Annotated in this window: 27 protein-coding genes; 15 read left to right on the top strand and 12 right to left on the bottom strand. The window is 58.8% G+C overall.

Annotated elements, in window-relative coordinates; translation table 11 throughout:
* Positions 1-4: 4 nt before the first annotated feature.
* From mreC to FFI95_RS13375, 5 genes are read left to right on the top strand one after another with little or no spacing between them, the layout of a single operon-like run.
* Positions 5-844: a rod shape-determining protein MreC gene (mreC, locus tag FFI95_RS13395; protein WP_144823348.1), complete on the top strand. Its 840-nt coding sequence runs from the start codon at positions 5-7 to the stop codon at positions 842-844.
* On the top strand, positions 844-1320 hold the full coding sequence (gene mreD / locus FFI95_RS13390; RefSeq protein ID WP_144823346.1) for a rod shape-determining protein MreD: 477 nt from the start codon (positions 844-846) through the stop codon (positions 1318-1320). Before mreC ends, mreD begins: the two co-directional genes overlap by 1 nt.
* Before the next feature lie 2 nt (positions 1321-1322).
* Complete coding sequence (locus tag FFI95_RS13385; protein ID WP_144823344.1) at positions 1323-1925, top strand: Maf family protein; 603 nt, start codon at positions 1323-1325, stop codon at positions 1923-1925.
* Entirely contained in the window at positions 1922-3403 is a 1482-nt protein-coding gene (gene rng, locus FFI95_RS13380) for a ribonuclease G (RefSeq protein ID WP_144823343.1), read from the top strand. Before FFI95_RS13385 ends, rng begins: the two co-directional genes overlap by 4 nt.
* A 39-nt stretch (positions 3404-3442) precedes the next feature.
* Positions 3443-7237 (top strand): YhdP family phospholipid transporter, encoded by a 3795-nt coding sequence (locus FFI95_RS13375; protein WP_144823341.1) that lies wholly within the window; start codon positions 3443-3445, stop codon positions 7235-7237.
* 22 nt (positions 7238-7259) lie between these two features.
* Here FFI95_RS13375 and yjgA read toward each other — a convergent pair whose 3' ends face one another.
* The 12 genes from yjgA to FFI95_RS13315 form a co-directional block, all read right to left on the bottom strand.
* Positions 7260-7784 (bottom strand): ribosome biogenesis factor YjgA, encoded by a 525-nt coding sequence (gene yjgA, locus FFI95_RS13370; protein WP_144823339.1) that lies wholly within the window; start codon positions 7782-7784, stop codon positions 7260-7262.
* 23 nt (positions 7785-7807) lie between these two features.
* The gene (gene mgtE, locus FFI95_RS13365; protein ID WP_144823338.1) at positions 7808-9169 is read right to left on the bottom strand and encodes a magnesium transporter; all 1362 of its coding nucleotides are present in this window, start codon (positions 9167-9169) and stop codon (positions 7808-7810) included.
* A 21-nt stretch (positions 9170-9190) separates the two neighbouring features.
* The gene (locus tag FFI95_RS13360) at positions 9191-9460 is read right to left on the bottom strand and encodes an HPr family phosphocarrier protein (protein ID WP_144823336.1); all 270 of its coding nucleotides are present in this window, start codon (positions 9458-9460) and stop codon (positions 9191-9193) included.
* 6 nt (positions 9461-9466) lie between these two features.
* On the bottom strand, positions 9467-10354 hold the full coding sequence (gene rapZ / locus FFI95_RS13355) for an RNase adapter RapZ (protein ID WP_144823334.1): 888 nt from the start codon (positions 10352-10354) through the stop codon (positions 9467-9469).
* Positions 10355-10392: 38 nt separating this feature from the next.
* The gene (ptsN, locus tag FFI95_RS13350; RefSeq protein WP_144823332.1) at positions 10393-10863 is read right to left on the bottom strand and encodes a PTS IIA-like nitrogen regulatory protein PtsN; all 471 of its coding nucleotides are present in this window, start codon (positions 10861-10863) and stop codon (positions 10393-10395) included.
* A gap of 85 nt (positions 10864-10948) precedes the next feature.
* On the bottom strand, positions 10949-11257 hold the full coding sequence (hpf, locus tag FFI95_RS13345) for a ribosome hibernation promoting factor (RefSeq protein WP_144823331.1): 309 nt from the start codon (positions 11255-11257) through the stop codon (positions 10949-10951).
* 102 nt (positions 11258-11359) lie between these two features.
* Positions 11360-12832: an RNA polymerase factor sigma-54 gene (locus FFI95_RS13340; RefSeq protein ID WP_144823329.1), complete on the bottom strand. Its 1473-nt coding sequence runs from the start codon at positions 12830-12832 to the stop codon at positions 11360-11362.
* Between the two features lie 151 nt (positions 12833-12983).
* Positions 12984-13709, bottom strand: coding sequence for an LPS export ABC transporter ATP-binding protein (gene lptB, locus FFI95_RS13335; protein ID WP_144823327.1), 726 nt, complete (start codon positions 13707-13709; stop codon positions 12984-12986).
* A 17-nt stretch (positions 13710-13726) separates the two neighbouring features.
* Positions 13727-14260 carry a lipopolysaccharide transport periplasmic protein LptA gene (gene lptA / locus FFI95_RS13330; RefSeq protein ID WP_144823326.1) on the bottom strand — a complete coding sequence of 178 codons (534 nt, stop codon included), beginning with the start codon at positions 14258-14260 and terminating at the stop codon, positions 13727-13729.
* Positions 14244-14867 (bottom strand): LPS export ABC transporter periplasmic protein LptC, encoded by a 624-nt coding sequence (gene lptC, locus FFI95_RS13325; RefSeq protein ID WP_144823324.1) that lies wholly within the window; start codon positions 14865-14867, stop codon positions 14244-14246. Before lptC ends, lptA begins: the two co-directional genes overlap by 17 nt.
* Before the next feature lie 2 nt (positions 14868-14869).
* Complete coding sequence (locus tag FFI95_RS13320) at positions 14870-15436, bottom strand: KdsC family phosphatase (RefSeq protein WP_144823322.1); 567 nt, start codon at positions 15434-15436, stop codon at positions 14870-14872.
* A 20-nt stretch (positions 15437-15456) separates the two neighbouring features.
* Positions 15457-16437: a KpsF/GutQ family sugar-phosphate isomerase gene (locus FFI95_RS13315; protein WP_144823321.1), complete on the bottom strand. Its 981-nt coding sequence runs from the start codon at positions 16435-16437 to the stop codon at positions 15457-15459.
* Positions 16438-16642: 205 nt separating this feature from the next.
* On the opposite strand from FFI95_RS13315, the gene FFI95_RS13310 reads away from it, so the two are divergent.
* The 10 genes from FFI95_RS13310 (at position 16643) to hisC (ending at position 24508) form a co-directional block, all read left to right on the top strand.
* Entirely contained in the window at positions 16643-17449 is an 807-nt protein-coding gene (locus FFI95_RS13310) for an ABC transporter ATP-binding protein (RefSeq protein ID WP_425463064.1), read from the top strand.
* Entirely contained in the window at positions 17446-18228 is a 783-nt protein-coding gene (gene mlaE, locus FFI95_RS13305; RefSeq protein ID WP_144823318.1) for a lipid asymmetry maintenance ABC transporter permease subunit MlaE, read from the top strand. Before FFI95_RS13310 ends, mlaE begins: the two co-directional genes overlap by 4 nt.
* A gap of 37 nt (positions 18229-18265) precedes the next feature.
* On the top strand, positions 18266-18715 hold the full coding sequence (gene mlaD / locus FFI95_RS13300) for an outer membrane lipid asymmetry maintenance protein MlaD (RefSeq protein ID WP_144823316.1): 450 nt from the start codon (positions 18266-18268) through the stop codon (positions 18713-18715).
* 30 nt (positions 18716-18745) lie between these two features.
* The gene (locus FFI95_RS13295) at positions 18746-19399 is read left to right on the top strand and encodes an MlaC/ttg2D family ABC transporter substrate-binding protein (RefSeq protein WP_144823314.1); all 654 of its coding nucleotides are present in this window, start codon (positions 18746-18748) and stop codon (positions 19397-19399) included.
* Positions 19396-19704, top strand: coding sequence for an STAS domain-containing protein (locus tag FFI95_RS13290; protein ID WP_144823313.1), 309 nt, complete (start codon positions 19396-19398; stop codon positions 19702-19704). Before FFI95_RS13295 ends, FFI95_RS13290 begins: the two co-directional genes overlap by 4 nt.
* Positions 19705-19728: 24 nt before the next feature.
* The gene (locus FFI95_RS13285) at positions 19729-19971 is read left to right on the top strand and encodes a BolA family protein (RefSeq protein WP_144823311.1); all 243 of its coding nucleotides are present in this window, start codon (positions 19729-19731) and stop codon (positions 19969-19971) included.
* A 28-nt stretch (positions 19972-19999) separates the two neighbouring features.
* Positions 20000-21262, top strand: a complete 1263-nt coding sequence (gene murA, locus FFI95_RS13280; RefSeq protein WP_144823310.1) for a UDP-N-acetylglucosamine 1-carboxyvinyltransferase — start codon at positions 20000-20002, stop codon at positions 21260-21262.
* Between the two features lie 29 nt (positions 21263-21291).
* Complete coding sequence (gene hisG, locus FFI95_RS13275; protein ID WP_144823308.1) at positions 21292-21930, top strand: ATP phosphoribosyltransferase; 639 nt, start codon at positions 21292-21294, stop codon at positions 21928-21930.
* A 26-nt stretch (positions 21931-21956) separates the two neighbouring features.
* Positions 21957-23264, top strand: coding sequence for a histidinol dehydrogenase (gene hisD / locus FFI95_RS13270; protein ID WP_144823306.1), 1308 nt, complete (start codon positions 21957-21959; stop codon positions 23262-23264).
* 191 nt (positions 23265-23455) lie between these two features.
* Positions 23456-24508 carry a histidinol-phosphate transaminase gene (hisC, locus tag FFI95_RS13265; RefSeq protein WP_144823305.1) on the top strand — a complete coding sequence of 351 codons (1053 nt, stop codon included), beginning with the start codon at positions 23456-23458 and terminating at the stop codon, positions 24506-24508.
* Positions 24509-24577: the final 69 nt, after the last annotated feature.

Genomic DNA, 24577 nt, shown 5'->3' with positions numbered 1-24577 from the left:
AACCATTTTTGCTCAGGGACCATTGCCCGGTCTCAAGCTTTTTATTGTCTTTCTTGTATCGGTCGCACTGATTGTGGCCGATCACCAGTTTGATCGCGCAACCCCCGTGCGCAGTGCTCTGGCTACCGGCCTTACGCCGGTTTACTGGCTGGGCAATGCGCCCTATCAGCTCCGCGACTGGACATCCGGCTTTTTCACCACAAAGGACGATCTGAAGCAGGAGAACGAAGACCTCAAAGCCCGCCTGCTCATCCTCGAACGCCGGGCGCTCAAATACGCCTCCCTGGCCTCCGAGAATAACGAACTCCGCCGACTCATGAACTCCTCCGAGTTACTGGATGACCGCGTGATCGTCAGTGAGGTGGTGGGCGTATCGCCGGACCCTTATTCCCACGAAGTCATTATCAATAAAGGCAGCAGTGACGGCCTGGAAGTGGGGCAGGCGGTTCTGGATGCCCACGGCCTGATGGGGCAGGTGGTGCGCACCAGCCAGCTGACCTCCCGCGTGCTTCTGGTGTCCGACAGCAGCCACGGGGTGCCGGTGGAAGTTGTGCGCAACGGACTTCGGGCCGTACTGCTGGGAACAGGCAGTTCCGATACCCTGGACCTGATGCACGTACCGGATACCGCCGATATCCGTGAAGGCGATTTGCTGGTCAGTTCCGGCCTTGCCGGACGCTTTCCAAGAGGGTATCCGGTGGCCGAAGTCAGCCAGGTCAGCAAAGATCAGGGTGAGCCGTTTGTAACCATCCATGCCCGGCCAAAGGCTCAGCTTAACCAGAGCCGTCTGCTGCTGGTTGTTTTTCCGCAAAATTCCTCTGATAACCCCGAGGAGCAGGACTGATGCTATCTGTACTGATATACCCCGGGTTCATCCTCTCAGCCATTACGGCACTGGTACTGAGTATTTCCCTGTTTCCCCAGGGCTGGTATGAGTTCCGCCCCGAGTGGGTCGGGCTGGTGGTGTTTTACTGGACACTGCGGGCACCGATAAGGTTCGGCATTATTTCTGCCTGGTGCCTGGGCTTGCTGCTTGACGTACTGGAGGCCACGCCGCTGGGCGTGAATGCCATGGCCATGGCGCTGATTGCCTTTCTGGTACTCAGTGTTCACCAACGCTTACGCATGCACCCTCTGGCCCAGCAGTGTCTGATGGTGTTTCTGTTGCTGGGCATCAACCAGATGCTGGTAAACTTTATCAAACAGATGCTTGGCGGCCAGGACCCGGGGTTCAGCTATCTCTGGCCCGCACTCACCAGTGCCCTGATCTGGCCGGTATTCTGCACACTACTGGACAATATTAACCGGAAACTGGGGTAGCCATGACCGCCATTATTCTCGCCTCGGCCTCACCGCGGCGCTCGGAGCTGCTTGCCGGTATGGGCCTCCCGTTCACCGTACAGCCGGCCCATATTGATGAAACACCCCGCGAATCCGAACCGCCGGGTGCCTACGTGGAACGGCTGGCCCGGGAAAAGGCCCTGGCCGTCTTCGCAGAGCATTCGCAACAACTGGTGCTGGGCTCTGATACCTCTGTGATACTGGACCAGACCATCCTGGGCAAGCCCGGCGATGCCGCTGAAGCCCGGGACATGCTGGCCCGCCTGTCAGGCCGGACCCACCAGGTGATCACCGCCATTGCGGTGGCTGCAGAAGGGGGCTGCCAGTCCATGCAGGTGCTTACCGAGGTCACCTTCCGTTCCCTGTCGGAAGAAGAGATTGCCGCCTATGTGGCCACAGGGGAACCCATGGACAAAGCCGGTGGTTACGGTATTCAGGGACTGGGTGGTATCTTTGTGAAGCAACTCAAAGGGAGTTACAGTGCTGTAGTAGGCCTGCCCTTGCAGGAAACAGCCGCCTTGCTGGCCGATGCCGGCTGTATTGTATGGAAGCACTGGCCGAGTCGTCCGGAGAGCCAATCATGAGCGAAGAAATTCTGATCAACGTAACACCGGTGGAAACCCGGGTTGCGCTGGTTGAGAATGGCATGCTGCAGGAAGCCTATATTGAGCGTGCCAGCCGTAAAGGCATAGTAGGAAACATCTATAAAGGCAAAGTGGTGCGGGTACTTCCCGGCATGGAAGCTGCATTTATTGATATCGGCCTGGAAAGAGCGGCCTTTATTCACGCCTCCGATGTCATTTCCAGTCGCATCAGCGTGGCGGAGCCGGAGGACACCTCCCGGGCGGTGCCCGATATCCGCACCCTGTTGCGGGAAGGTCAGTCACTGGTGGTACAGGTCACCAAAGACCCTATCGGCACCAAGGGCGCCCGGCTGACCACCCAGCTATCCATACCCTCACGCTACCTGGTCTTCATGCCGGAAGTGAACCATGTGGGCATCTCCCAGAGAATTGAAGACGAAGGCGAACGCGCTCGCCTGAAAGATCTGGTAGAAGAAGCGGCCGCAGAGTACCCGGAAGTGAATGGCGGCTATATTATCCGCACAGCGGCTGAGGGTGCGACGGCGGAAGAACTGAAGGCCGACATGACCTACCTGCACCACCTCAGCAACTCCCTGTATGAGCAGATTGAGAAAGCACCGGTGCAGAGTGCGGTGTACAAGGATCTGCCCCTGTTTGTGCGCACTATACGCGACCTTATCCGGCCCCAGACCGAAAAGGTGCGCATCGATAGCCGCGAGAGCTATCAGCGGGTCATGGAGTTTGTTGAAGAGTTTGTCACGGAATTTACCGGCAAGGTGGAGTATTATCCGGGTGAGCGGCCAATCTTTGACCTTTACTCCGTTGAGGACGAAATCCAGAAAGCCCTGAGCCGCAAAGTACAACTTAAATCCGGTGGCTACGTGATCATTGATCAGACCGAAGCCATGACCACCATTGATATCAATACCGGCGCCTTTGTGGGGCACCGCAATCTTGAAGAAACCATTTTCAAGACCAACCTGGAGGCGGCCCGGGCCATCAGCCGGCAGCTGCGCCTGCGTAATCTGGGCGGCATTATCATCATCGACTTTATCGACATGGACGATGCCGAGCATAAACGCCAGGTGCACCGCATGCTGGAAAAAATGCTCGAACGCGACCACGCCAAAACCAAGATCACCGGCGTCTCCGAACTGGGTCTGGTGGAGATGACCCGCAAGCGCACCACCGAGAGCCTGGGGCAGGTTCTGTGCGCCCCTTGCCCCATCTGCGACGGCCGCGGTTTTCTGAAAACCGCAGAAACCGTGTGCTTCGAGATTTTTCGGGAAATTATGCGGGTGAACCGGGTGTACGAGGCCGGAAGCTATCTGGTGATGGCCTCCCAGAGTGTTGTCGACCGGCTTCTGGATGAAGAGTCTGACAATGTAGCAGATCTTGAAACCTTCATCGCCAAGACCATCCGGTTCCAGGTCGAGCCGTTCTACAGCCAGGAGCAGTACGATGTTGTCCTGCTCTGATCCCGGAACCCGCAGCCGGCACAGGGAGTAACCCGCCGGATGTCCGCCTCCGAACGCCTGCCACCACTGCCTGAGAACAGGCCGGAAAGCCGGCCTGTGCGGGTGCTGGCACGGCTGACCAGTGGTATATGGTGGCTGCTGCTGGTCATCCTGGTACTGCTGGCTCTGTACGCCGGCATCGGCCGGCAGCTGACCCAGAACGTGGATGCCTTCCGGGACGACCTGGCCAGCGAATTGTCCGAGCGCCTGGGCCATGACGTCCGCATCGGCCGTCTGTCCTCGCGCTGGTACTGGCTGGACCCTTCCTTTACCGCTGAGAACATAGAGATCACCAACTCTGATTCAGGGGTGCAGATACTGAACCTGCAGCACCTCACCATTCGCCTGGATGCGCTGGCCTCCTTGTTGCGCTTGCGGCTTGTGTTCGAAGACTTTCAGGCCGACGGGCTGGACCTGACCCTGAACCAGGAAAACAGCGGTGAACTGGGCATCCGCGGCGCCGAATTCCCGGAACCGGTCAGCAACCGCTTCCGGTACTGGCTGGAGGTTGCCGGCAAGTGGCTGTCAGAACCCTATATAAAAGTCACCCGCATCAATCTGGGGCTGCGGGACAATGAGGGGCATCTGCGCCACCTCGAAATTCCTCAGCTTGACCTGCTTTACCATCAAGGCCTGCTCCGGGCCTCCGGCCGCGCCATGGAGTCCGGCACCACCCGCCAGCTTGCCAGCTTTGCCCTGGTGGGAAAACACATCTTCCGGGGTGAGTTCAGTGGCCAGGCGTACCTGGATGTGGATTCCGGGCGCCTCTTCGATGGCCTGATCGATGAGTACCAGTGGCGGGATGTCCGCGTACAGGGGTTTGATCTGGGCGGCGAAGCCTGGCTTACCTTCCGTGACGGGATTATGCAGCAGGTCAGCGGCACAGTGACCACACCTTATCTGCAACTGGGCGTTGAGAGCGAATCACTGGCGCCGCTGGAAGACATCCGCGCCAGGTTTGGCTGGCGTCGTCACCGGGCGGTCATGGAGGAAGAGACACAGGGCGATCAGCCAGCAACCATTGGTGAGTGGCACCTCAACGACCTTACCTGGAACTGGAACGGCCAGCGGATGCCCGCCTTCAACCTGAAGCTCCTGCCCGGGCCGGAGCGGGTGTCTGTCAGTGCCGATGCCGTCTCTCTGCGACCACTGCGACAGCTGGTCAGTCGTCTGGGGCTGCTGCCGCCGGCGGCCGGCGATGCCCTGGAAAACTATCGCCCGGTCGGGTTTCTGGACGATGTGAACGTGCAGGTACCTGGCCGTGGCGACCGCAGTTTCGAGTTTTCCGCACACCTGCGTAATGTCGGCGCAGCAGCCTACAATGGCGCTCCTGCGGCCAGCAGCGTCAACGGTTTTATCTACACGGACCAGAACGCCGGCTATGTTCAGGCCAGTGCCGGCGAGGAACCGGTCACACTGGCTTTCCCGGAACTGTTCAGTAGCGAGTGGACGCTTCCGGAGTTATCGGCCCGGGTTGCCTGGCAGCTGAACGGCCCGGTGACCCGCGTCTACGCCGACGATATACGCCTGCGCTATGGCGACGACACCCGTCTGAACGGGGCGTTTGATCTGCGACTGGAGCAGGAGGGGGAAGACAATCTCAGCCTGCGGGTGGGTGTAGAAAACGGCAGCGCCTCCATGATTGCGGATTTTGTGCCCGGGAAGGTGGTGGATGCCGGGCTGTACGACTGGCTGACAACCGCAGTCACAGACGGAGAGGTACCGGCCGGTGTTTATTATGGCCATGGCCAGATTGGCCGGGACGCACCGTCCGGCTCGTTTGTTTCGTCCATGTGGTATGAGTTCAGCAATGGCACCGTCCGTTACGATCCGGAATGGCCCGAGGTCACCAACGCCCGTGGCCGGGTGGCCATCCAGAATGGCGATACTCAGGTGTCTCTGGAATCCGGTGAAACCGGCGGTCTGACACTGGACCCGGGCACGGTGACCGTGACACCCGGGAATGAGGGCGCACTTGTTGAGGTAGACGTATCCGCGCCCGTGCCCGGCAGTGCCATTGGCTGGTGGATGGCCAACAGCCCCCTGGGCAGTATGGCCGGGCCCCGGGTTGCGGCCCTGGATTACGGCGGTGATTACACACTGGATCTGGATATCGACCTGCCCCTGAATACCAGCGACGAGGTTGTGGTGCAGGCGAGCGTCGCCACGGAAAACGGCGTGCTCGGCTACCCGGAGACAGACCTGCGCTGGGAGGGTATTAACGGATCCCAGACCTACCATACCGAAAACGGATTCAGCGGCGGCCCCCTGCAGGCGAGGTTTCTGCAAGAGCCGGTTGAAGTGAGCTTCAGCCAGGTTTCGGAAGGAGCAGACGGGGCAGACCTGCTGACCCTCCGCCAGACCGGCTCGCTGTCGGTACCGCGTGCACTTCGCCAGAGCGGGCTGGCAGGTGCCGGCGCAGACAGCTCTGCCAGCAGCGACGACAGTCTGTACGGACTTGAGGGTCGTATTGATTATTCGGCGGTGCTGGACGTTCCGGCAGACAGCAAACCCCGGCTCACCGTCAGGTCCGGGCTGGAAGGGCTGAGCATTGACTGGCCAGGCCCGTTTTCTAAAAAAGCGGCGGAGTCAGCGCCTCTGGTTGCCCGGGTCGACCCGGAAGCCGAAGCGGGGCTGGGCATTGCCGGCCGCTGGGACGATCGCGCCATCTTTGATCTGCAGTTTAAGCCCTCGGGCGCCGAGCTCACCTTCAGTGAGCTGCATCTGGGGCAGCAGACCCTGCAAAACCTGCATCTGGAGGCACTGGATCTGGGCGACCGCTGGGTGATCCGGACTCAGTCCGAACGTGCTGCCGGCCGGGTCATGATTCCCGATGATAACGGCACCATAACGGCTGATTTTGAAGTCTTGCGGTTGCTGCGCAGCAGTGACCCGGCCGAAGACACACCGGAACTGCTGACGATCGAACAGCAGCTGGATGCGTTCCGGGCGCTGGATATGGTGAACTGGCCGGATGTGGACGTATCCATATCGGAACTTCTGCTTAACGGTGACAACCTCGGGCGCTGGTCCTTCCGGCTGCGCCCGCAGCATCAGCAGCTGAATGTGACCGATATTCAGGGGCGGGTCGATTCACTGACCCTGCTTGGCGACATGACCTGGAGTGTGGTCAATAATCGTGAGACCAGCCAGTTCTCCGGTACACTCTCCGGGGGTGGCCTCTCAGACCTGGACGGCCTTTTCGGCACCGAGATTCCTCTGTCCAACAAGCAAAGTCACGTTGAGCTGGATCTGGACTGGCCGGGGCGGCCGGATGAGTTTGCCCTGAATGACCTGAGCGGCTCTGTCAGTGTCCGGCTGGACGACGGCGTTATCCTGAAAAGCAACAACAGCGCCCAGCTGTTCCGGGTCTTCAACCTGCTGAACGCGGATACGCTCTGGCGCAGGCTGAAGCTGGACTTTTCCGACCTCTATGAGCGGGGCGTGGCCTTCGATGCTATCTCTGGCAAGGCGAACCTGGAAGACGGATTGCTTACCCTGGACCCGGAGCTACAGGTTGTCGGACCCTCCGGTGCGTTCAAGCTCAGTGGTCAGACCAGTCTGGCCCGGGAAGATCTGGATATGCGCCTGGTGGTGGTGCTGCCCCTCACCCAGAATCTGCCGCTGGCGGCACTGCTGATGGGGGCAGGAGCGCCCATTGGCGGCGCCCTGTTTGTGCTCGACAAGGTACTGGGTGACCCGCTCAGCAAGCTCACCAGCGCCACCTACAATGTCACCGGCACCTGGGCAGACCCCAAAGTGGATCTGAAAGGGGTGTTTGATACAGGCGACTGAGGGGGGGGCAGGGGAGAGCCGGTCAGGACTCGGCTTCGTCCACGCACTCACGCAGGTAACGGAACAGTTTGCGGGCCTGGCCGGTATTCTTCTGCTTCTCAGCATCCTTGCGGGCGTTGCGCACCAGATTACGCAAGTGCTGCATATCTGCACTCGGGCAGTAGCCGAGAAACTCCCCTGCCGCCGAATCGCCTTCGGCGATCATCCGGTCGCGCCAGCGCTCGGCCAGATGGTGGCGCCGGGTGTGTTCTTCACTGCCGGAATCAAAGGCATCAATCGCCCGCTGCACTGCGTCCGGGTCGTCCTCCTGACGAATAATCTTGCCGATATACTGCAGGTGCCGCCGCCTGGCTTCGTTCTGCCGTATCCGGCGGGATTCCTCAATCGCATGTCGCAGGGTATCGCTGATGGGAAGCGTGCTCAGCTGATCGTTACTCAGATCCAGCATGCGCTTGCCCAGTTCCTGGAGTGCATGCATTTCCCGCTTGAGCTGTGACTTGCTCGGGCCGGAGTATTCAGGGGTATCGTCGTGTTGCTGATCAATCATGGTAGGTATCCATAGTTGCCGGATCAGGCGTAGAAAAGCGTGGCAAGGCCAAGGAACGACATAAAGCCCACCACGTCCGTCACGGTGGTCAGTATTACGCTGCCCGCCAGCGCCGGGTCAATGTTACGGGATTTCAGGAAAAGCGGCAGCACCGTGCCCACCAGGGCAGCTACCACCAGATTGATCACCAGGGCAGCGGCGATAATTGCGCCTATAAGTACATCCTGAAACCAGGCCATAGCCGCCAGTGCAACAACGGCAGCCCAGAGCACGCCGTTCAGGATACCGGAAAAAAACTCCCGGTTCAGCAGCCAGCGCACATTGGCGCCGCTGATCTGCCCGATGGCCATGCCGCGGATAACCAGTGTCAGGGTCTGACTGCCGGCAATACCACCCATGCTTGCCACAATCGGCATGAGCACAGCCAGGGCCACTACTTTGGCAATGGTGTCCTCAAACAGGCCAATCACCGCCGAGGCAGTGAACGCGGTAAGCAGGTTGACCCCCAGCCACACGGCCCGGCGCCGGGTCGTGATCCACACAGAGGCGAAGGTGTCTTCATCGTTATCAAGGCCCGCCATACTCATCAGCGACTGGTCGGCATCCTCCCGGATAACATCCACCACGTCATCAATGGTGATACGGCCGAGCAGGTGCCCGTCCTCACTGACCACGGGTGCGGAAATCAGATCATAGCGGGCAAACAGGGTGGCCACCCGGGTATCCGCAAGCGTGACCGGAATCGGCTCAACGTCTGTATCCATGACTTCCCGGACTGTAGCCGTAGAGTTGGACACCAGCATTTTGGTGATCGGCAGCATGCCGATAAACTCATCCCGACGGTTGACCACAATCAGACTGTCGGTCATGGGGGGCAGTGCCCGGTGCTGGCGCAGGTAGCGCAGGACAACGTCTATGCTGATGTCCGGGCGCACGGTAATAGTGTCCGTGTTCATCAGCCCGCCGGCCGTGTCTTCGGGGTAGGCCAGCACCTTTTCAACCCGCTGCCGGTCCTGCTCGTCCATGGTTTCGAGCACTTCCGCAATCACCTTCTCCGGCAACTGCTGCAACAGGTCGGCGAGATCGTCCGACTCCAGGTCTTCCAGAATATACGCCAGTTCCCGGGCGTTCAGGCGGCTCAGGTATTCGCTCTGGATATCTTCATTCAGATACTGAAGAACATCGCCTTCCAGCTCCTTGTCCACCAGATTCCAGAGCAGGGCACGCTGGCGTGGCGGCGACGATTCAAGCAGGTGGGCAATGTCACTGGGGCTCAGGCCGCTGTTAAGAATCCGGGCAACCTGCTTCAGGGCGCCAGTGTCCAGGGCTTCATTCAGTAACCGTAAGCGCTGGCGCGCCTGGCTGTTTTCCGGAATGTCAGACATGAGTCTCCTGGGGTGGCTGGCTTATTCGCCTTCACCAAAGTAATCGTTAATCAGCTCTGCCAGAGCATCCACAGCCTGCTCTTCATCCGGTCCGTCTGCCACCAGCTTCATGTGAGTGCCCTGGCTGGCCGCAAGCATCATCACTTGCATGATGTTTTTGGCGTTGGCTTCGCGGCCGTTATTGCGCAGTGTAATCGAGCTCTCGAACCCGGAAGCCGTCGCCACCAGTTTTGCAGTGGCCCGGGCGTGAAGGCCAAGCTTGTTGATAATAACAATGGGCTGACAGATCACAGTGGGTCAGACCTCTTTCCGTGCCTGCAGGTGGGGCAGCTCTGTGTGCCTTACCTGTACATTGGTGCGGTGTTCGCGAAAATGCCGCCCCAGCTGTTCACAGATATAAACCGAGCGATGCTGGCCGCCGGTGCAGCCGATGGAAATCGTCATATAGCTGCGGTTGCTGTCAGCAAAGGAAGGAATCCAGGTTTCCAGAAAGCCGGTCAGGTCGCTGATCATTTTCCGGCTTGCAGGTTCGTTCTCAAGAAACTCAATCACCGGCTGGTCGGTACCGGTAAACTTGCGTAGCCGGGTGTCCCAGTAGGGATTGGGCAGGCAGCGCACATCAAACACAAAGTCAGAATCCAGGGGCACGCCGTGCTTGAAACCGAACGACTGGAACAGCAGCGCCAGTTCCTGATCCTTCCGGCCGGCGACCCGTTGCTTGACCATATCCCGCAGCTCGTACATCGACAGACCCTTGGTGTTGATATACAGGTCTGACAGCCTGGAGAGGGGTTCCAGAAGGGTTTTCTCGCTGCTTATGGCTTCCCTCAGCGAGGTCTGGTCGTCGCTCAGCGGGTGCTTGCGCCGGGTGGCGTGAAAGCGCTGAAGCAGGGACTGCTCATCCGCGTCCAGGTAAATAATCTCCACCTGAATGTTGTCTGCGTGGAGCTTGCGGTAAATCTCTTCAAAATTGGCCAGCTCATCCGACAGGTTGCGGGCATCAATGCTGACGGCCATTTTGTCGAGTCTGCCGGGTGCGTTCTGTTTGGCGGCCGCTTCCCGGGTCAGGGGGAACAGCAACCCGATGGGCAGGTTATCAATGCAATAGTAACCCAGGTCTTCCAGTACGTGCAGGGCGGTACTTTTGCCGGAGCCTGAGCGGCCGCTGACGATGATCAGTTTCATGATGAAAAACCTGTTGCCAGAGTGATTAAGGGTGACGATCAGCCGCTGGAGGCGGTCATACGCTCATAAAGCGTTGCTGCATCTTCGCTGTGCCGGAGACTGTCACAAAAACTGCGCTCGTTGAACTTTTCAGCCAGCTGACTCAGGAGCTCCAGATGCACACTGGTGGCATCCTTGGGTACAACCAGAGCAAACACCAGGTCCACTGGCTGGTTATCAATGGCATCAAATTCCACCGGCTCCTGCAGAGTCATCAGCAGGCCAAGAACCCTGTCCAGTCCTTCCAGACGACAGTGGGGAATCGCAATCCCCTGGCCAATCCCGGTGCTGCCCAGGCGTTCCCGGGCAATCAGGTTAGTGAAAATCTGGCCCTCTTTGACACCATCATAGTGTTCCCCAATCTGCTCAGCAATAAACTCCAGTACCCGTTTTTTACTGGCGGCCTGTACATTACACAGGGTCAGCTCCGGCACAAGAATATTGTCGATTGTCAGGTATGTGTCGCTCATTAATTGACCGCGCTTTTGTTAAAAAAGCTGCGACACGGTACCCGCGTCGCAGCCTGAGTAGATAACATGCAGAGAAAACAGGCGCCTAGCGGGCGATATTTCCCTGCATCCTGTCCAGGTTCTTTTCTTTGTGCTTGAGGATCTGCCGGTCCAGCTTGTCCACGAGGCTGTCGATCGCCGCGTACATATCCTCATTTTCCGCCTTTGCGTTAATCTCACCACCCACCACGTGCATCGTGGCATCCGCTATCTGGCGAACCTTGTCCACCCCCAGTGTTACCTGGCAGTTACTGATGTGGTCGAAGTGCCGCTCAAGCTTCTGAAACTTTTCAGTAACATAGTCTTTCAGTGCGGGAGTCAGTTCTACGTGATGGCCTGAAATGTTGAGTTGCATAGACGTCTCCTGTTGTCATCTGCGCCGACGCCTGGCGTCGGCCTGTGTGCCGGGGCCAGAGAGCCCCGGCGGAATTTCCGGCAAACCGGTCTGTGATCAGGGTCAGACCAGGCGCTTGCGCTCGTTTGAGGGCGGAATGTGCATGGCCTCGCGGTATTTTGCAACCGTCCGTCGCGCTACTTTAATTCCTTCATCTCCAAGCATGGTCGCTATTTTGCTGTCGCTCAATGGTTTTTTTGGTGTTTCTGCCGCCACCAGTTTCCTTATCATAGCCCGGATCGCTGTTGATGAGCACTCTCCGCCTTCGCTGGTACTGACATGACTGGAGAAAAAATACTTCAGTTCAAACACGCCCCTGGGGGTATGCATGTACTTTTGCGTGGTCACACGGGAAATCGTCGACTCGTGCATTTCCACCAGTTCCGCAATGTCAGAAAGAATCAGCGGCTTCATGGACTCTTCGCCGTGTTCCAGAAAATCCTGCTGGTACTCAACAATGCGGGTGGCCACCTTCAGCAGGGTTTCGTTACGGCTTTGCAAACTCTTGATAAACCACCGAGCCTCCTGCAACTGGTCACGCAGGTAGGTATTGTCGGCACTGTTGTCGCCCCGCTTTATCAATGAAGCGTAGCTGGCATTCACGCCAAGTCGCGGCGCTATGTCCGGATTCAGTTCAACCCGCCAGCGACCTTTGTCTTTGCTGACAATAACATCCGGAATAACATAATCCGGCTCTGTGCGATCAATGATATCCCCCGGGCGCGGGTTGAGACTGGTAATCAGTGCCAGCACATCCCGCAGCTGGTCTTCCCGGAGCCGGCTGCGGCGCAGCAGCTGGGCGTAATCCCGGTTGCCCAGCAGGCTTATATAGTGCGTTATAACCAGCCGTGCCTGGGCAAGCCAGGGTGTCTCCGGTGGTAATTGATTCAGCTGGATCAGCAGGCAGTCCTGCAGGTCCCGGGCAAACACCCCCGGCGGATCAAAAAACTGCAGGCGGGTCAGCACGGCCTCTACTTCATCCAGCTCCAGCGGGTCATCATCGTCGGTTTCCGTCAGGCCGCTGTGTATCTCTTCCACAGAGCTGGTGAGGTAACCCTGGTCGTCTACTGCATCCATCAGAGCATGAGCAATAGCCTGGTCACGCTCGCTCAGCGGCGTCAGGTTCAGCTGCCACTCCAGATGGTCCCGCAGGGTTTCAGTGGGCGAGTTGCGGGTTTCAAAATCGTGATCACTGTCGTCGTCATTGCGGGGCGCCGGGGCAGGGCCGGACTGGTAAATATCATCCCAGGCGGTATCGACGGGCAGATCATCGGGAATATTGTCAGGGGCGTTTTCCGGCAGAGTCTCATAGGGTGCTTCTTCGGAAGCGCTTTGCTCCTGCTGGCCGGAATCGGTTTCCGTTGCCGCAGCCTGTTCTTCGTCTTCCTGGTTTTCCAGCAGCGGGTTGGATTCAAGTGCCTGCTGGATTTCCTGCTGAAGATCGAGTGTCGATAGCTGCAGAAGCCTGATTGCCTGTTGCAGCTGGGGCGTCATTGTCAGGCTCTGGCCCAGCTTTAATTGTAATGAGGCTTTCATAACCATCGCTCAGGGTCCGTTATTTATACCTGTGCGGTGTTTGTCACACAGGCAAAAAGTTCTTGTGTGCCGGCGACTTGCCGCCACACGTGAGCCTCCTTGCAAGTTCTCTGCCGAGTTTACTTGCTCTATGCCTGCAACACAATCTGGCTCACAGGCGGAACTCATCCCCAAGGTATACTTCCTTGACCTGCTGGTTGGCAAGAATGGCTTCGGAGTTACCGGAGGCGATGATGTGCCCTCCGGAAACTATGTACGCGTTTTCACAGATATCGAGAGTTTCGCGCACGTTATGGTCGGTGATCAAGACACCGATCCCCTTGTCCCTGAGATGGCGGATAATCTGTTTGATATCACTGACGGAAATCGGGTCTACCCCCGCAAACGGTTCATCCAGCAGAATAAAGGCGGGCTCCATGGCCAGGGCCCGGGCTATTTCCACCCGGCGCCGCTCGCCCCCGGAGAGGGCCATGCCCAGGCTGTCGCGAATGTGGGTTACATGGAACTCTTCCAGTAACTGCTCAACCTTTTTGTGGCGCTCGGCTCGGCTGAGGTTTTTGCGGGTTTCCAGAATCGCCATGATGTTGTCCCGCACCGACAGTTTGCGGAACACGGAGGCTTCCTGTGGCAGGTAGCCAATGCCTTTGCGCGCGCGCCCGTGCATTGGTAGCGGGGTGATGTCTTCACTGTCGATGGTAATACGGCCATTGTCAGCATTGACCAGCCCCACAATCATGTAGAAACAGGTGGTTTTCCCAGCGCCGTTGGGCCCCAGCAGGCCAACAATTTCGCCGCTGCGGATTTCCAGCGACACATCTATCACAACTTTTTTCTGTTTATAGCTTTTCGCCAGATTACTCGCTCTGAGAACTGCCATTGGGTCTGTGCCTGCGATTATTGAGTGCTGTCGGTGCCGCTGCGGGGCTGGATCACCATCTCCACCCGGCCCGGGCCGGAACCTGTGTCCTCGCTGCCCTGCGCGGTCACCACGCGTTGTTCTGTGTCGTAATGAATAACATCACCGCGAAACAGGTTGCCATTTTGTTCAATCTCGGCTTCCCGCTCAAAGGTGAGCTGCTTGTCAGCGGCCGACCAGGTAATGTGAAGCGCCCGGGCATCGGTTTCACCCTCGCCGTTGGTCACCGGTTGCTGATAGCGGGCCGGCGTGCCATTGGCTTCAATGCGGTTCAGACCTTCCACACTCCGGTAGAGCATTACCCGGTCTGCCGTCAGCCGGGTCTGGCCCTGAATCAGCTCAACCGACCCGGTATAGGTGGCCACTCCTTTGCCATCATCCAGTCGGGCTCTGTCGGCACTGACGGTAATCGGAGTGTCGGAATCCAGGTCAAATGCCAGCGCCGGGCCGGTAAGACTTGCAGCCAGGGCCATGGCCAGCAGCCTGCGGAGGGGGTTAGTTGACGGTTTCATAGCGTCCTTCCACCTGGGAGTTGAGTTCCAGAATACGTTCATCTATCCATGCCTTCATACCAATGGCCCGGGTGACCCCCAGATTATCGGTGATGGTGACCGGGTCGTCAGTGAAGGCAGTACCCTGCTGGTTATCCAGGGTCAGGCTCTCGGTTGTCAGAGTCGCCTCGCGTTCACCGATCATGCGTTCCACGCGTACATTCCCCATGAGATAAAGCAGGTCGTCACTCTGACGCAGATGGCCTATATCGGCATTCACGATCCAGGGTTCGTCTTCAGTCTGGCCGGAGAGCTTTGCACTGGGAGACGTCATAATGGCCAGCCCGCCTTCTTCAAACTGTTCAATGCGTGGGCTGCTGAACACAACCTTGCGCTGACCGTTTTCATCGTAAGAGGTATAGCGGCCGTTGACCACAAAACCATCGGGCTCGGCATCGCCCCGCAATTGCCGGGCGTCGCTGCTGCTACTGGGGGGAGGCGGTTCGTTACCACGCCAGAGCAAAAACGCAGCGGCGGCAATGGTCACGGCCAGAGCCAGCATGCGCAGCCCGGGCCGTTCCGCCAGAGCCAGCCGGGAAAGCAGGCTGTCTTGTGTGCTCTCGGCCATGGTCAGGTGTCCAGATAGGGCGCAAGGGTTGTATTCAGGTGGCCTCCGGCACTGAGCAGCAGATCGCACAGTTCCCGCACAGCGCCACTGCCTCCGGCGGCCTGAGTGCAGTAATCCGCGTGCTGCTGTACCAGCCAGTAGCCGTTGGGCACGGTGATGCCCAGGCCAGCGTAGCGAATCGCCGGCAGATCAGGTAAATCGTCTCCCATATAGGCAATGGCTTCTGCCGGAATATCCAGGGTGTTTACCAGCTCCTGCAGTGCCACTTTCTTGTCTTCACGCCCCTGCATCAGGTGCGGGATGTTCAGATCCTGCATGCGCTTTTCGGTTAACGGCGAGGTGCGGCCGGTAATCACGGCCACGGTAATACCCGCGGCCATCAGCTGCTTCAGCCCCAGACCATCGAGAATGTTGAACCCTTTCAGCTCGTCACCGCTGGCGGTGAAATAGATGCGGCCATCGCTCATCACGCCATCCACGTCCAGAGCTACAAGGCGGATACGGGCGGCTTTTTCCAGAAGGGCCGCCGGCCAGAGATCGTGCAGCGGGCTTGTCAGTATGTTTGTCATAGAGTCTCTCAGAGAACTGCTTAAATAACGCCGGCGCGGAGCAGATCGTGCATGTTGATAGCGCCCACCACGGTGCCGCTGCTGTCTGTGACCGGCAGGGCGCTGATTTTCAGGCCCTCCATGATGTTCAGGGCTTCGGCGGCCAGCTGCTCCGGCTGGATGGTGCGCCCGTTACGGGTCATCACATCCCGCATCGGAGTGGTGTGTACATCCAGAGACTTGTCCAGGGTCCGGCGCAGGTCGCCGTCGGTGAAAATGCCCGTCATCCGGCCGTTCGCATCCACAACCGTGGTCATGCCCAGGCCTTTACGGGAAATCTCCAGCAGGGCGCCACTGAGAGTCGTATCCTCGCTGACGCTGGGGATGCGATCACCTGTATGCATAATGTCGGAAACGTGCAGCAGAAGCCGGCGCCCGAGGCTGCCACCCGGATGTGAAAAGGCAAAGTCCTCGGCACTGAAGCCGCGGGCCTCCAGCAGGGCAACCGCCAGGGCATCGCCCATAACCAGAGTGGCGGTGGTGCTGGATGTGGGGGCGAGCCCCAGAGGGCAGGCCTCGGTTTCTACACTGACATCCAGATTTGCTGCCGCCTCTTTTGCCAGAGTGGAATCCGGGTTGCCGGTCATGCTGATCAGGGGCGCGCCCATGCGCTTGATCAACGGCAGTATAGTGACCACTTCGCTGGTATTGCCACTGTTGGAAATAGCGATCACCACATCCTGGCTGGTGATCATACCCATATCGCCGTGACTGGCTTCGCCCGGGTGCACAAAAAACGCCGGGGTGCCGGTACTGGCCAGGGTGGCGGCAATTTTATGGCCGATATGGCCGGATTTGCCCATGCCGGTTACCACAACCCGGCCTTTGCATGCCATGATGACCTCACACGCCCGTATGAAGTGTTCGTCAATACGGTTTTCCAGGGCGCTGATGGCATCACGCTCAATACGTATCGCCTGAAGTGCGGAAGTCCGGAAGCTGTCTGCTGTGTGTTCGCTCATCTGGCTTGTGGCCTGTCTTCTGTCTGGAAAGTGGAATTGCAAATGCCGGATCGCAGTATAACATCTCACACCAGCCGGGGTGCCAGCAGATCATTGCAGTGCCGTTATTTCCGCCACTATGGATTGAGCTTGTGGCCCGCTTGGCATAATGTAGCGCCCCTGTGAAGGCTAAGGGCATCTGGCCGAAAAAGTAAGGACGATAAGTTTGCACTCGTATATTTCACTGAAAGACGTCGTGTTTTCACGCTCTGGCCGCCGGATATTCAACGGCGTGTCCGTGGAGATACCTCGCGGCAAAGTCACGGCCATTATGGGCCCCAGTGGCAGCGGGAAAACCACGCTGCTGCGGCTGATCGGCGGCCAGTTGCAGCCGGATTCCGGTCAGATAATGGTAGACAACCAGCCAATCTCGAAACTTGGGCGCACGGAGCTTTACGCATTTCGCCGGAAAATGGGCATGCTGTTCCAGAGCGGGGCACTGTTTACCGATCTGAGCGTGTACGAAAACGTGGCTTTTCCCATGCGGGTGCACACCAGCCTGCCGGAAGACATGATTCGCGATATCGTATTGATGAAGCTCGAAGCGGTAGGCCTGCGCGGCGCCCGCGAGCTGATGCCGTCGGAGCTGTCCGGTGGCATGAACCGGCGCGTGGCTCTGGCCCGCAGTATTGCGCTGGACCCGGAGCTGATCATGTACGACGAGCCCTTTGCCGGGCAGGACCCCATCGGCATGGGGGTGCTGGTCAAGCTGATTCATGATCTGAACAGCTCCATGGGACTCACCAGCGTTCTGGTGTCCCATGATGTCAAGGAATCCCTGAGCATCTGCCATTACGCCTGCATTATTGCCGACGGCAAGGTGATTGGTGCCGGCACCCCGGCCGAGTTACAGGAGCACCCGTCTGAACAGGTACAGCAGTTCCTGCAGGGCCAGCCGGACGGGCCGGTGCCGTTCCATTATCCGTCGCCGGCCGCGGCTGCGGATTTCGGTCTGGCCGGAGGTGCCTCGTGATCGACAGAATCGCTTCTTTCGGGCGCAGCGGAACCGAACTGGTGGTTTCCCTGGGCCGCGCCAGTCGTTTTCTGGCAGGTGTTCTCTGGGGTGTGCCTCGTCCGGCCACCGGTTTTCCGCTGCTGTTAAAGCAGCTGTACTCGGTGGGCGTCCTGTCGCTGGCCATCATTGTGGTGTCCGGCCTGTTTATCGGCATGGTGCTGGGGCTTCAGGGGTACACTATACTCAGCGACTTCGGCTCCGAAGCCGCCATCGGCCAGATGATTGCGCTTACCCTGGTGCGCGAGCTGGGGCCAGTGGTCACAGCGCTGCTGTTCGCCGGGCGAGCCGGTTCAGCGTTGACCGCCGAAATCGGCCTGATGAAAGCCACGGAACAGCTTTCCAGTATGGAAATGATGGGCGTAGACCCGCTGCGCCGGGTGATTGCTCCCAGGCTCTGGGCCGGGTTTATTGCCATGCCGGTACTGGCTATTATCTTTTCCATGGTTGGCATCTGGGGCGGCATGCTGGTGGGCGTGGAGTGGCTCGGCGTCTTTGAAGGGTCTTACTGGGGCAATATGCAGGCCTCGGTCGACTTTTGGGACGACGTTGTCAACGGCGTCATCAAAAGTGTTGTGTTCGGCTTTGTCTGTGCCTGGATTGCGGTGTATCAGGGCTATGACTGCGTGCCCACCTCCGCAGGCATCAGCTCGGCCACCACCAAAACCGTGGTGTATTCCTCGCTGGCGGTGCTGGGGCTGGATTTTGTACTGACCGCCGTAATGTTCGGCAATTTCTGATTCACGATAATAGATGAGATAACACCGGGAGCCGGTAATGAAGCAAAGAACAACGGATATTGCAGTAGGGCTGTTTATGCTCGCCGGGCTGGCGGCGCTGCTGTTTCTGGCGCTGCAGGTAAGCGGGCTGTCGCCGAAATCCGCCGAGAGCACGTACACCATTTACGCCGATTTTAACGACACCGGCGGCCTCACACCCCGGGGTAAGGTTTCCATGGCGGGAGTGACCATCGGCAGTATCGACGCCATCACCCTCGATACGGAAACCTTTCAGGCCAGGGTGGCCATGTCGATTAATGCCAATATAGACAACATACCCGCCGACAGTGCTGCAGTAATACGTACATCCGGCCTGCTGGGCGAGCAGTACATTGATATATCCATAGGGGGCGATATGGAATCCCTCGCCCCGGGTGATACGTTCTATTCCACCCAGTCTGCGATGAACATCGAGCGGCTGATCAGCAATTTTGCCTCTGGCAAATAAGCCGCCGGGCAATCACACAGGAGAAGCGAGATGACTGCATTAACCCGGCAACTATGCCTCATCCTCACACTGATGGCGGTGTTTGTGACACAGGCACAGGCCAACCCGGAAGAAGACCTGCGCCAATACGTGGACGAGAACACCCAGCGTCTGGTGGAAAAACTCAGTGCCGAGCGCGGCCTTTATGAGCGTGATCCGGAAGCCTTCTACCAGAACATGAATGACGCCCTGGAAGGGTTTGTGGATTTCCGCCGCATTGCCGCCCGGGTGATGGGCCGCTATGCCCGCCAGACAACCCGTGAACAGCGCGATGAGTTTGTTGTCCGCTTCAAGCGCAGCCTCTTCGACAGCTACGCCCAGGCACTGGTCAGCGCTGACGATTTCCAGATCCGGGTAACCGACGCCACGATTAACCCCCGGGATGACAACCGTGCTTCCGTCGCCATGGAAGTTGTAACCGGCTCAGGCGACCGCCACTCTGTAACCTACTCCATGTACCGCAAGGAGGGCAGTGACTGGATGATGGAAAACGTGATTGTAGAAGGGGTGAACATAGGCCTGTCATTCCGGGACCGTTTTGCCCAGGAAATGGAAGCCAGTGGTGGCCAGGTGCAGAAGGTGATCGACGACTGGAGCGATGCCGTGGAGTCGCTGAACCTGGAAGAGGAAGTGAACAACTCATGAGCGATCAGGCCCCGAAGGTCCAGCGGGAAGCCGGCGTACTGTCGGTTGCCGGCGCCATTGACGCCCGTAATGTCATGCCCGTGCGTACCGAAGGCGAACGGCTGATTGCAGCCGCCGACAAAGATCTTGAAGTGGACCTTTCCGGGCTGGTCACCACCCACAGCGTGATACTCTCCATGCTGCTTTGCTGGAGCCGGCAGGCGGAAAAGCAGGGCGTTTCCCTGACATTTACCGGAGCGCCTGAGCGCCTCGTCTCCCTTGCCGCTTTGAGCAGCCTTGCGGATTGGTTACAATCCCGCCCCTGACACCTAAATACCCGAGGATTTACTATGGACACCGCCGAAGTTACCCAGTTGGTCAAAGAGGCACTGCCCGAGTGTGAGGTGCAGGTACAGATCGACGGCACACATTACCTGGTAGTGGTTATAGGCGATGTTTTTGAAGGCCTGTCGACCATCAAGCGGCAGCAGCTGATCAACAAAGCGCTGTTCCAGCAACTGATGGACGGCACGATTCACGCACTTCACCCGAGAGCCTTTACCCCCGCTGAATGGGCGGCACGCCAGGGCTGAACCCCGCGCACACAACAGGATTTTTATTGTGGACAAACTTTTAATCCGGGGTCGTAAGCCTCTGGACGGCGAAATCCGTATTTCCGGTGCCAAGAACGCGGCTCTGCCGATTCTTGCGGCCACCCTGCTGGCGGATGAGCCGGTTTCCATTGGCAACCTGCCGCACCTGCACGACGTAACCACCATGATCGAGCTGCTCGGCCGCATGGGCGTCGACCTGTTGATTGATGAAAAAATGAGCGTGGAAATCCACGCCAACACCATTGAGCACTCCCACGCGCCCTACGAGCTGGTGAAAACCATGCGCGCCTCAATCCTGGTGCTGGGCCCGCTGGTGGCACACTTTGGCCAGGCCGAAGTCTCCCTGCCCGGCGGCTGCGCCATTGGCAGCCGACCGGTAAACCTGCACATCCAGGGGCTGGAACAGATGGGCGCCGAGATCACCGTGGAAAACGGCTACATCAAGGCCAGAACCAACGGCCGTCTGCACGGCGCCCATATCTTCATGGATACGGTTACAGTAACCGGTACCGAAAACCTGCTGATGGCCGCCGCGCTGGCGGATGGCACCACCATCCTGGAAAACGCCGCCCGGGAGCCGGAAGTGGTCGACCTGGCGGAATGCCTGATTGCCATGGGTGCGAAAATCACCGGCCACGGCACAGCCACCATCGAAGTGGAAGGAGTGGAACGCCTCCACGGCTGCCATTACGACGTACTGCCGGACCGGATCGAAACCGGCACCTACCTGGTGGCGGCTGCAGCAACCGGTGGCCGGGTAAAGCTGAAAGACACCCGCGCCGATCTTCTGGATGCGGTACTGCTCAAGCTTGAAGAGGCAGGTGCCCACATCACCAGCGGTTCCGACTGGATTGAGCTGGACATGAAAGGGCAGCGCCCGAAAGCGGTCAACATCCGCACCGCACCTTACCCGGCGTTTCCCACCGACATGCAGGCCCAGTTTGCCGCCATGAACGCCGTGGCCGAGGGCACAGGCACCATTGTGGAAACCGTGTTCGAAAACCGCTTCATGCACCTGCAGGAACTGATCCGCATGGGCGCTGATATTACACTGGAAGGCAACGCCGCCATCATCAAAGGCGTCAGCCACCTCACCGGCGCTCCGGTTATGGCCACCGACCTGCGGGCCTCAGCCAGTCTGGTCATCGCCGGCCTCATGGCTGAAGGCGACACCATTGTGGATCGTATCTACCACATCGACCGCGGGTATGAGTGCATCGAGGAAAAACTGCAGCAGCTCGGCGCCAGCATCCGCCGCCTGCCCGCATAACAGACACACACGGGAAACCGGAAGAACGCATGACAGATTCCATTACCATCGCTTTGTCGAAGGGGCGAATCCTTGAAGAAACCCTGCCACTGCTGGCGGATGCCGGGATTGAACTGGTCGACGACATCAAGAAAACCCGCAAACTGGTGTTCCCCACCACAGACCCGAACGTACGGGTACTGATCATCCGGGCCACCGACGTGCCTACGTATGTGGAATACGGTGGCGCCGACCTTGGCGTAACCGGCAAGGATGTACTGATGGAACATGGCGGCGACGGACTCTACGAGCCACTGGATCTCAACATCTCCCGCTGCCGCCTGATGACCGCCGGCCCGAAAGGTGAAGCCACACCTGCCGGACGCATCCGCGTGGCCACCAAATTTGTCGACATCGCCCGTCGCTACTACGCAACTCAGGGCCGCCAGGCCGATATCATCAAACTCTACGGCGCCATGGAGCTGGCCCCCATTCTGGGCCTGGCCGATGAAATTGTTGATATCGTTGACACAGGCAACACCATGCGCGCCAACGGCCTGGAAGAGCGGGAACTGATCGAAAACATCAGCAGCCGCCTGGTGGTGAACCGTGCCTCCATGAAGATGAAGCACAAACCGGTTAATGCCATTATTGAGAAACTGGCCGCAGCCGTGGACAAACGCCGATAACCCTCAAAACTGAGCAGGATCAGACCATGACCGTTAACATCAAACGACTCAACGCATCTCAGAGCGACTTCGACAGCTCACTGACCGCACTGCTGGCCTGGGACGACAGTGTTGATCATCAGGTTAACGAAACGGTGCGCCATATCCTGCATCAGGTGAAAACCCGGGGTGACCAGGCGGTACTGGAATACACCAAAACGTTCGACCGCCTCGATGTAGCCAGCGTCAGCGAACTGGAAATGGACCAGGGTCGCCTACAACAGGCGCTGAACGCTATCCCTCAGGACCAGCGCGACGCACTGGAACAGGCCGCAGAACGGGTGCGCGACTATCACCAGAGACAGAACCAGGAATCCTGGCAATACCAGGACGACGACGGCACCTTACTGGGCCAGAAAGTCACCCCCCTGGATCGGGCCGGCCTCTACGTGCCCGGTGGCAAAGCGGCGTATCCATCGTCGGTACTGATGAACGCCATACCCGCTAAAGTGGCCGGAGTCCGCGAGGTTGTCATGGTTGTCCCCACCCCGGACGGCACCGTTAACGACTTAGTACTGGCCGCTGCCGCCACCGCCGGCGTCGATCGCGTATTCACCATTGGCGGAGCCCAAGCCGTTGCCGCACTGGCCTACGGAACCGAGACTATCCCTGCGGTTGATAAAATCGTCGGCCCCGGCAACATCTTCGTCGCCACCGCCAAACGGGAAGTCTTCGGCACCGTTGGCATCGACATGATCGCCGGCCCTTCCGAAATACTCGTGATCTGCGACGGCCAGACCGACCCCGACTGGATCGCCATGGACCTCTTCTCCCAGGCCGAACACGACGAACAGGCCCAGTCCATACTGATCAGCCCGGATGCAGAATTCCTCAACGCCGTCGAAGCCAGCATCAACAAACTGCTGCCCACCATGGAACGCGCCGACATCATCCGCACCTCCATGACCGATCGCGCCGCCTTAATCCAGGTAACCGACCTGAGCGAAGCCGCCACCATCGCCAACCGCATAGCCCCGGAACACCTGGAACTGTCGGTAGAAAACCCGGAAACCCTACTGAAAGAAATCCGCCACGCCGGCGCCATCTTCCTCGGCCGCCACACCGCCGAAGCCCTCGGCGACTACTGCGCCGGCCCCAACCACGTGCTGCCCACCAGCGGCACAGCCAGATTCTCATCGCCGCTGGGCGTATACGACTTCCAGAAACGTTCCTCCATCATCGGCTTCAGCGCCAAAGGCGCCGACCGCATGGGACGAGTGGCATCGGTCCTGGCAAGAGGCGAGGGACTGACGGCCCACGCGCGTTCGGCGGAGTACCGGATAAAAAATGATTAAACGGGTCATATAACCACGTGACCTGAACTGCATGAATAATGCATCCAAAGTATGCAGGCAGATGGTGCGGGGGTGACTTCCGGAAATGTCTGTGGCCAAGGAAGGCCACAGCCAAGCGCACACGGACGTGCCCGTAGCGTTTTCCGGAAGTCACCCCCGCGCCAGCTGCCGTGTCCCCCGGAGCCAAAAAAATGAGTAAATTCTGGAGCCCAAAGGTAAAAAACCTGGTCCCTTATGTACCCGGCGAACAGCCCAAAATCCCCAATCTGGTAAAACTGAACACCAACGAAAACCCCTTCGGCCCCTCACCAAAAGTCATCGCCGCCATCCAGGCCGAACTCAACGACAGCCTCCGCCTCTACCCGGACCCCGAAGGCGACACCCTGCGCCAGACCCTGGCCGAATACCACAGCGTACAACCCGAACAAGTCTTCCTCGGCAACGGCTCCGACGAAGTCCTGGCGCATCTGTTCTACGCCCTGTTCCAGCACGACCAGCCCATCCTCTACCCGGACATAACCTACAGCTTCTACCCGGTGTACTGCGGCCTCTACAACGTAGAAGGCAAAGCCGTGCCCCTCACAGACAGCTTTGAAATCAACCCTGAAGACTACACGCAACCCAACGGCGGCATCATCTTCCCCAACCCCAACGCCCCCACGGGCCGTTACATGGGCCTGGAACACATAGAAACCATCCTCCAGGCCAACCCAGAGCGCGTGGTTGTAGTCGACGAAGCCTACATAGACTTCGGCGGCGAAACCGCCATAAAACTCGTAGACCAGTACCCGAACCTGCTGGTCACCCAAACCCTCTCCAAAGCCCGCTCCCTGGCCGGCTTACGAGTAGGCTTCGCCATCGGCCACCCGGACCTGATCGAAGCGCTTAACCGCGTAAAAAACAGCTTCAACAGCTACCCGCTGGACAGATTAGCCCTGGCCGGCGCCAAAGCCGCCTACGAAGACGAGGAATGGTTCCGGAAGTCCTGCGAAGGCGTAATCTCCGAACGCGAGCGAGTCACCCAAAGCCTGGAAGGCCTCGGCTTTGAAGTTCTGCCATCAAAAGCCAACTTCGTATTCGCCCGCCACACCGAAAAATCCGGCGAAAACCTGGCGCAAGGCCTGAGAGAGCAGGGCATCATCGTCCGCCACTTCAACAAACCCCGAATCAGCGAGTTTCTGCGCATAACCATCGGTACGGCTGAGCAGAATGATGCATTGATTCGGGGGTTTCAGTCGCTTTAGCCTGATAATACGGAGGTGAGCTGGGTGCGAAGGGGGCCTCCGGGAAACGCTACGAGCACATCCATGTGC

The organism is Marinobacter piscis (genome assembly GCF_007671655.1).
Taxonomy (GTDB): Bacteria; Pseudomonadota; Gammaproteobacteria; order Pseudomonadales; family Oleiphilaceae; genus Marinobacter; species Marinobacter piscensis.
Note: the sequence above shows the minus strand (reverse complement) of the source record. Positions and strands in the feature narration are given on the sequence as shown.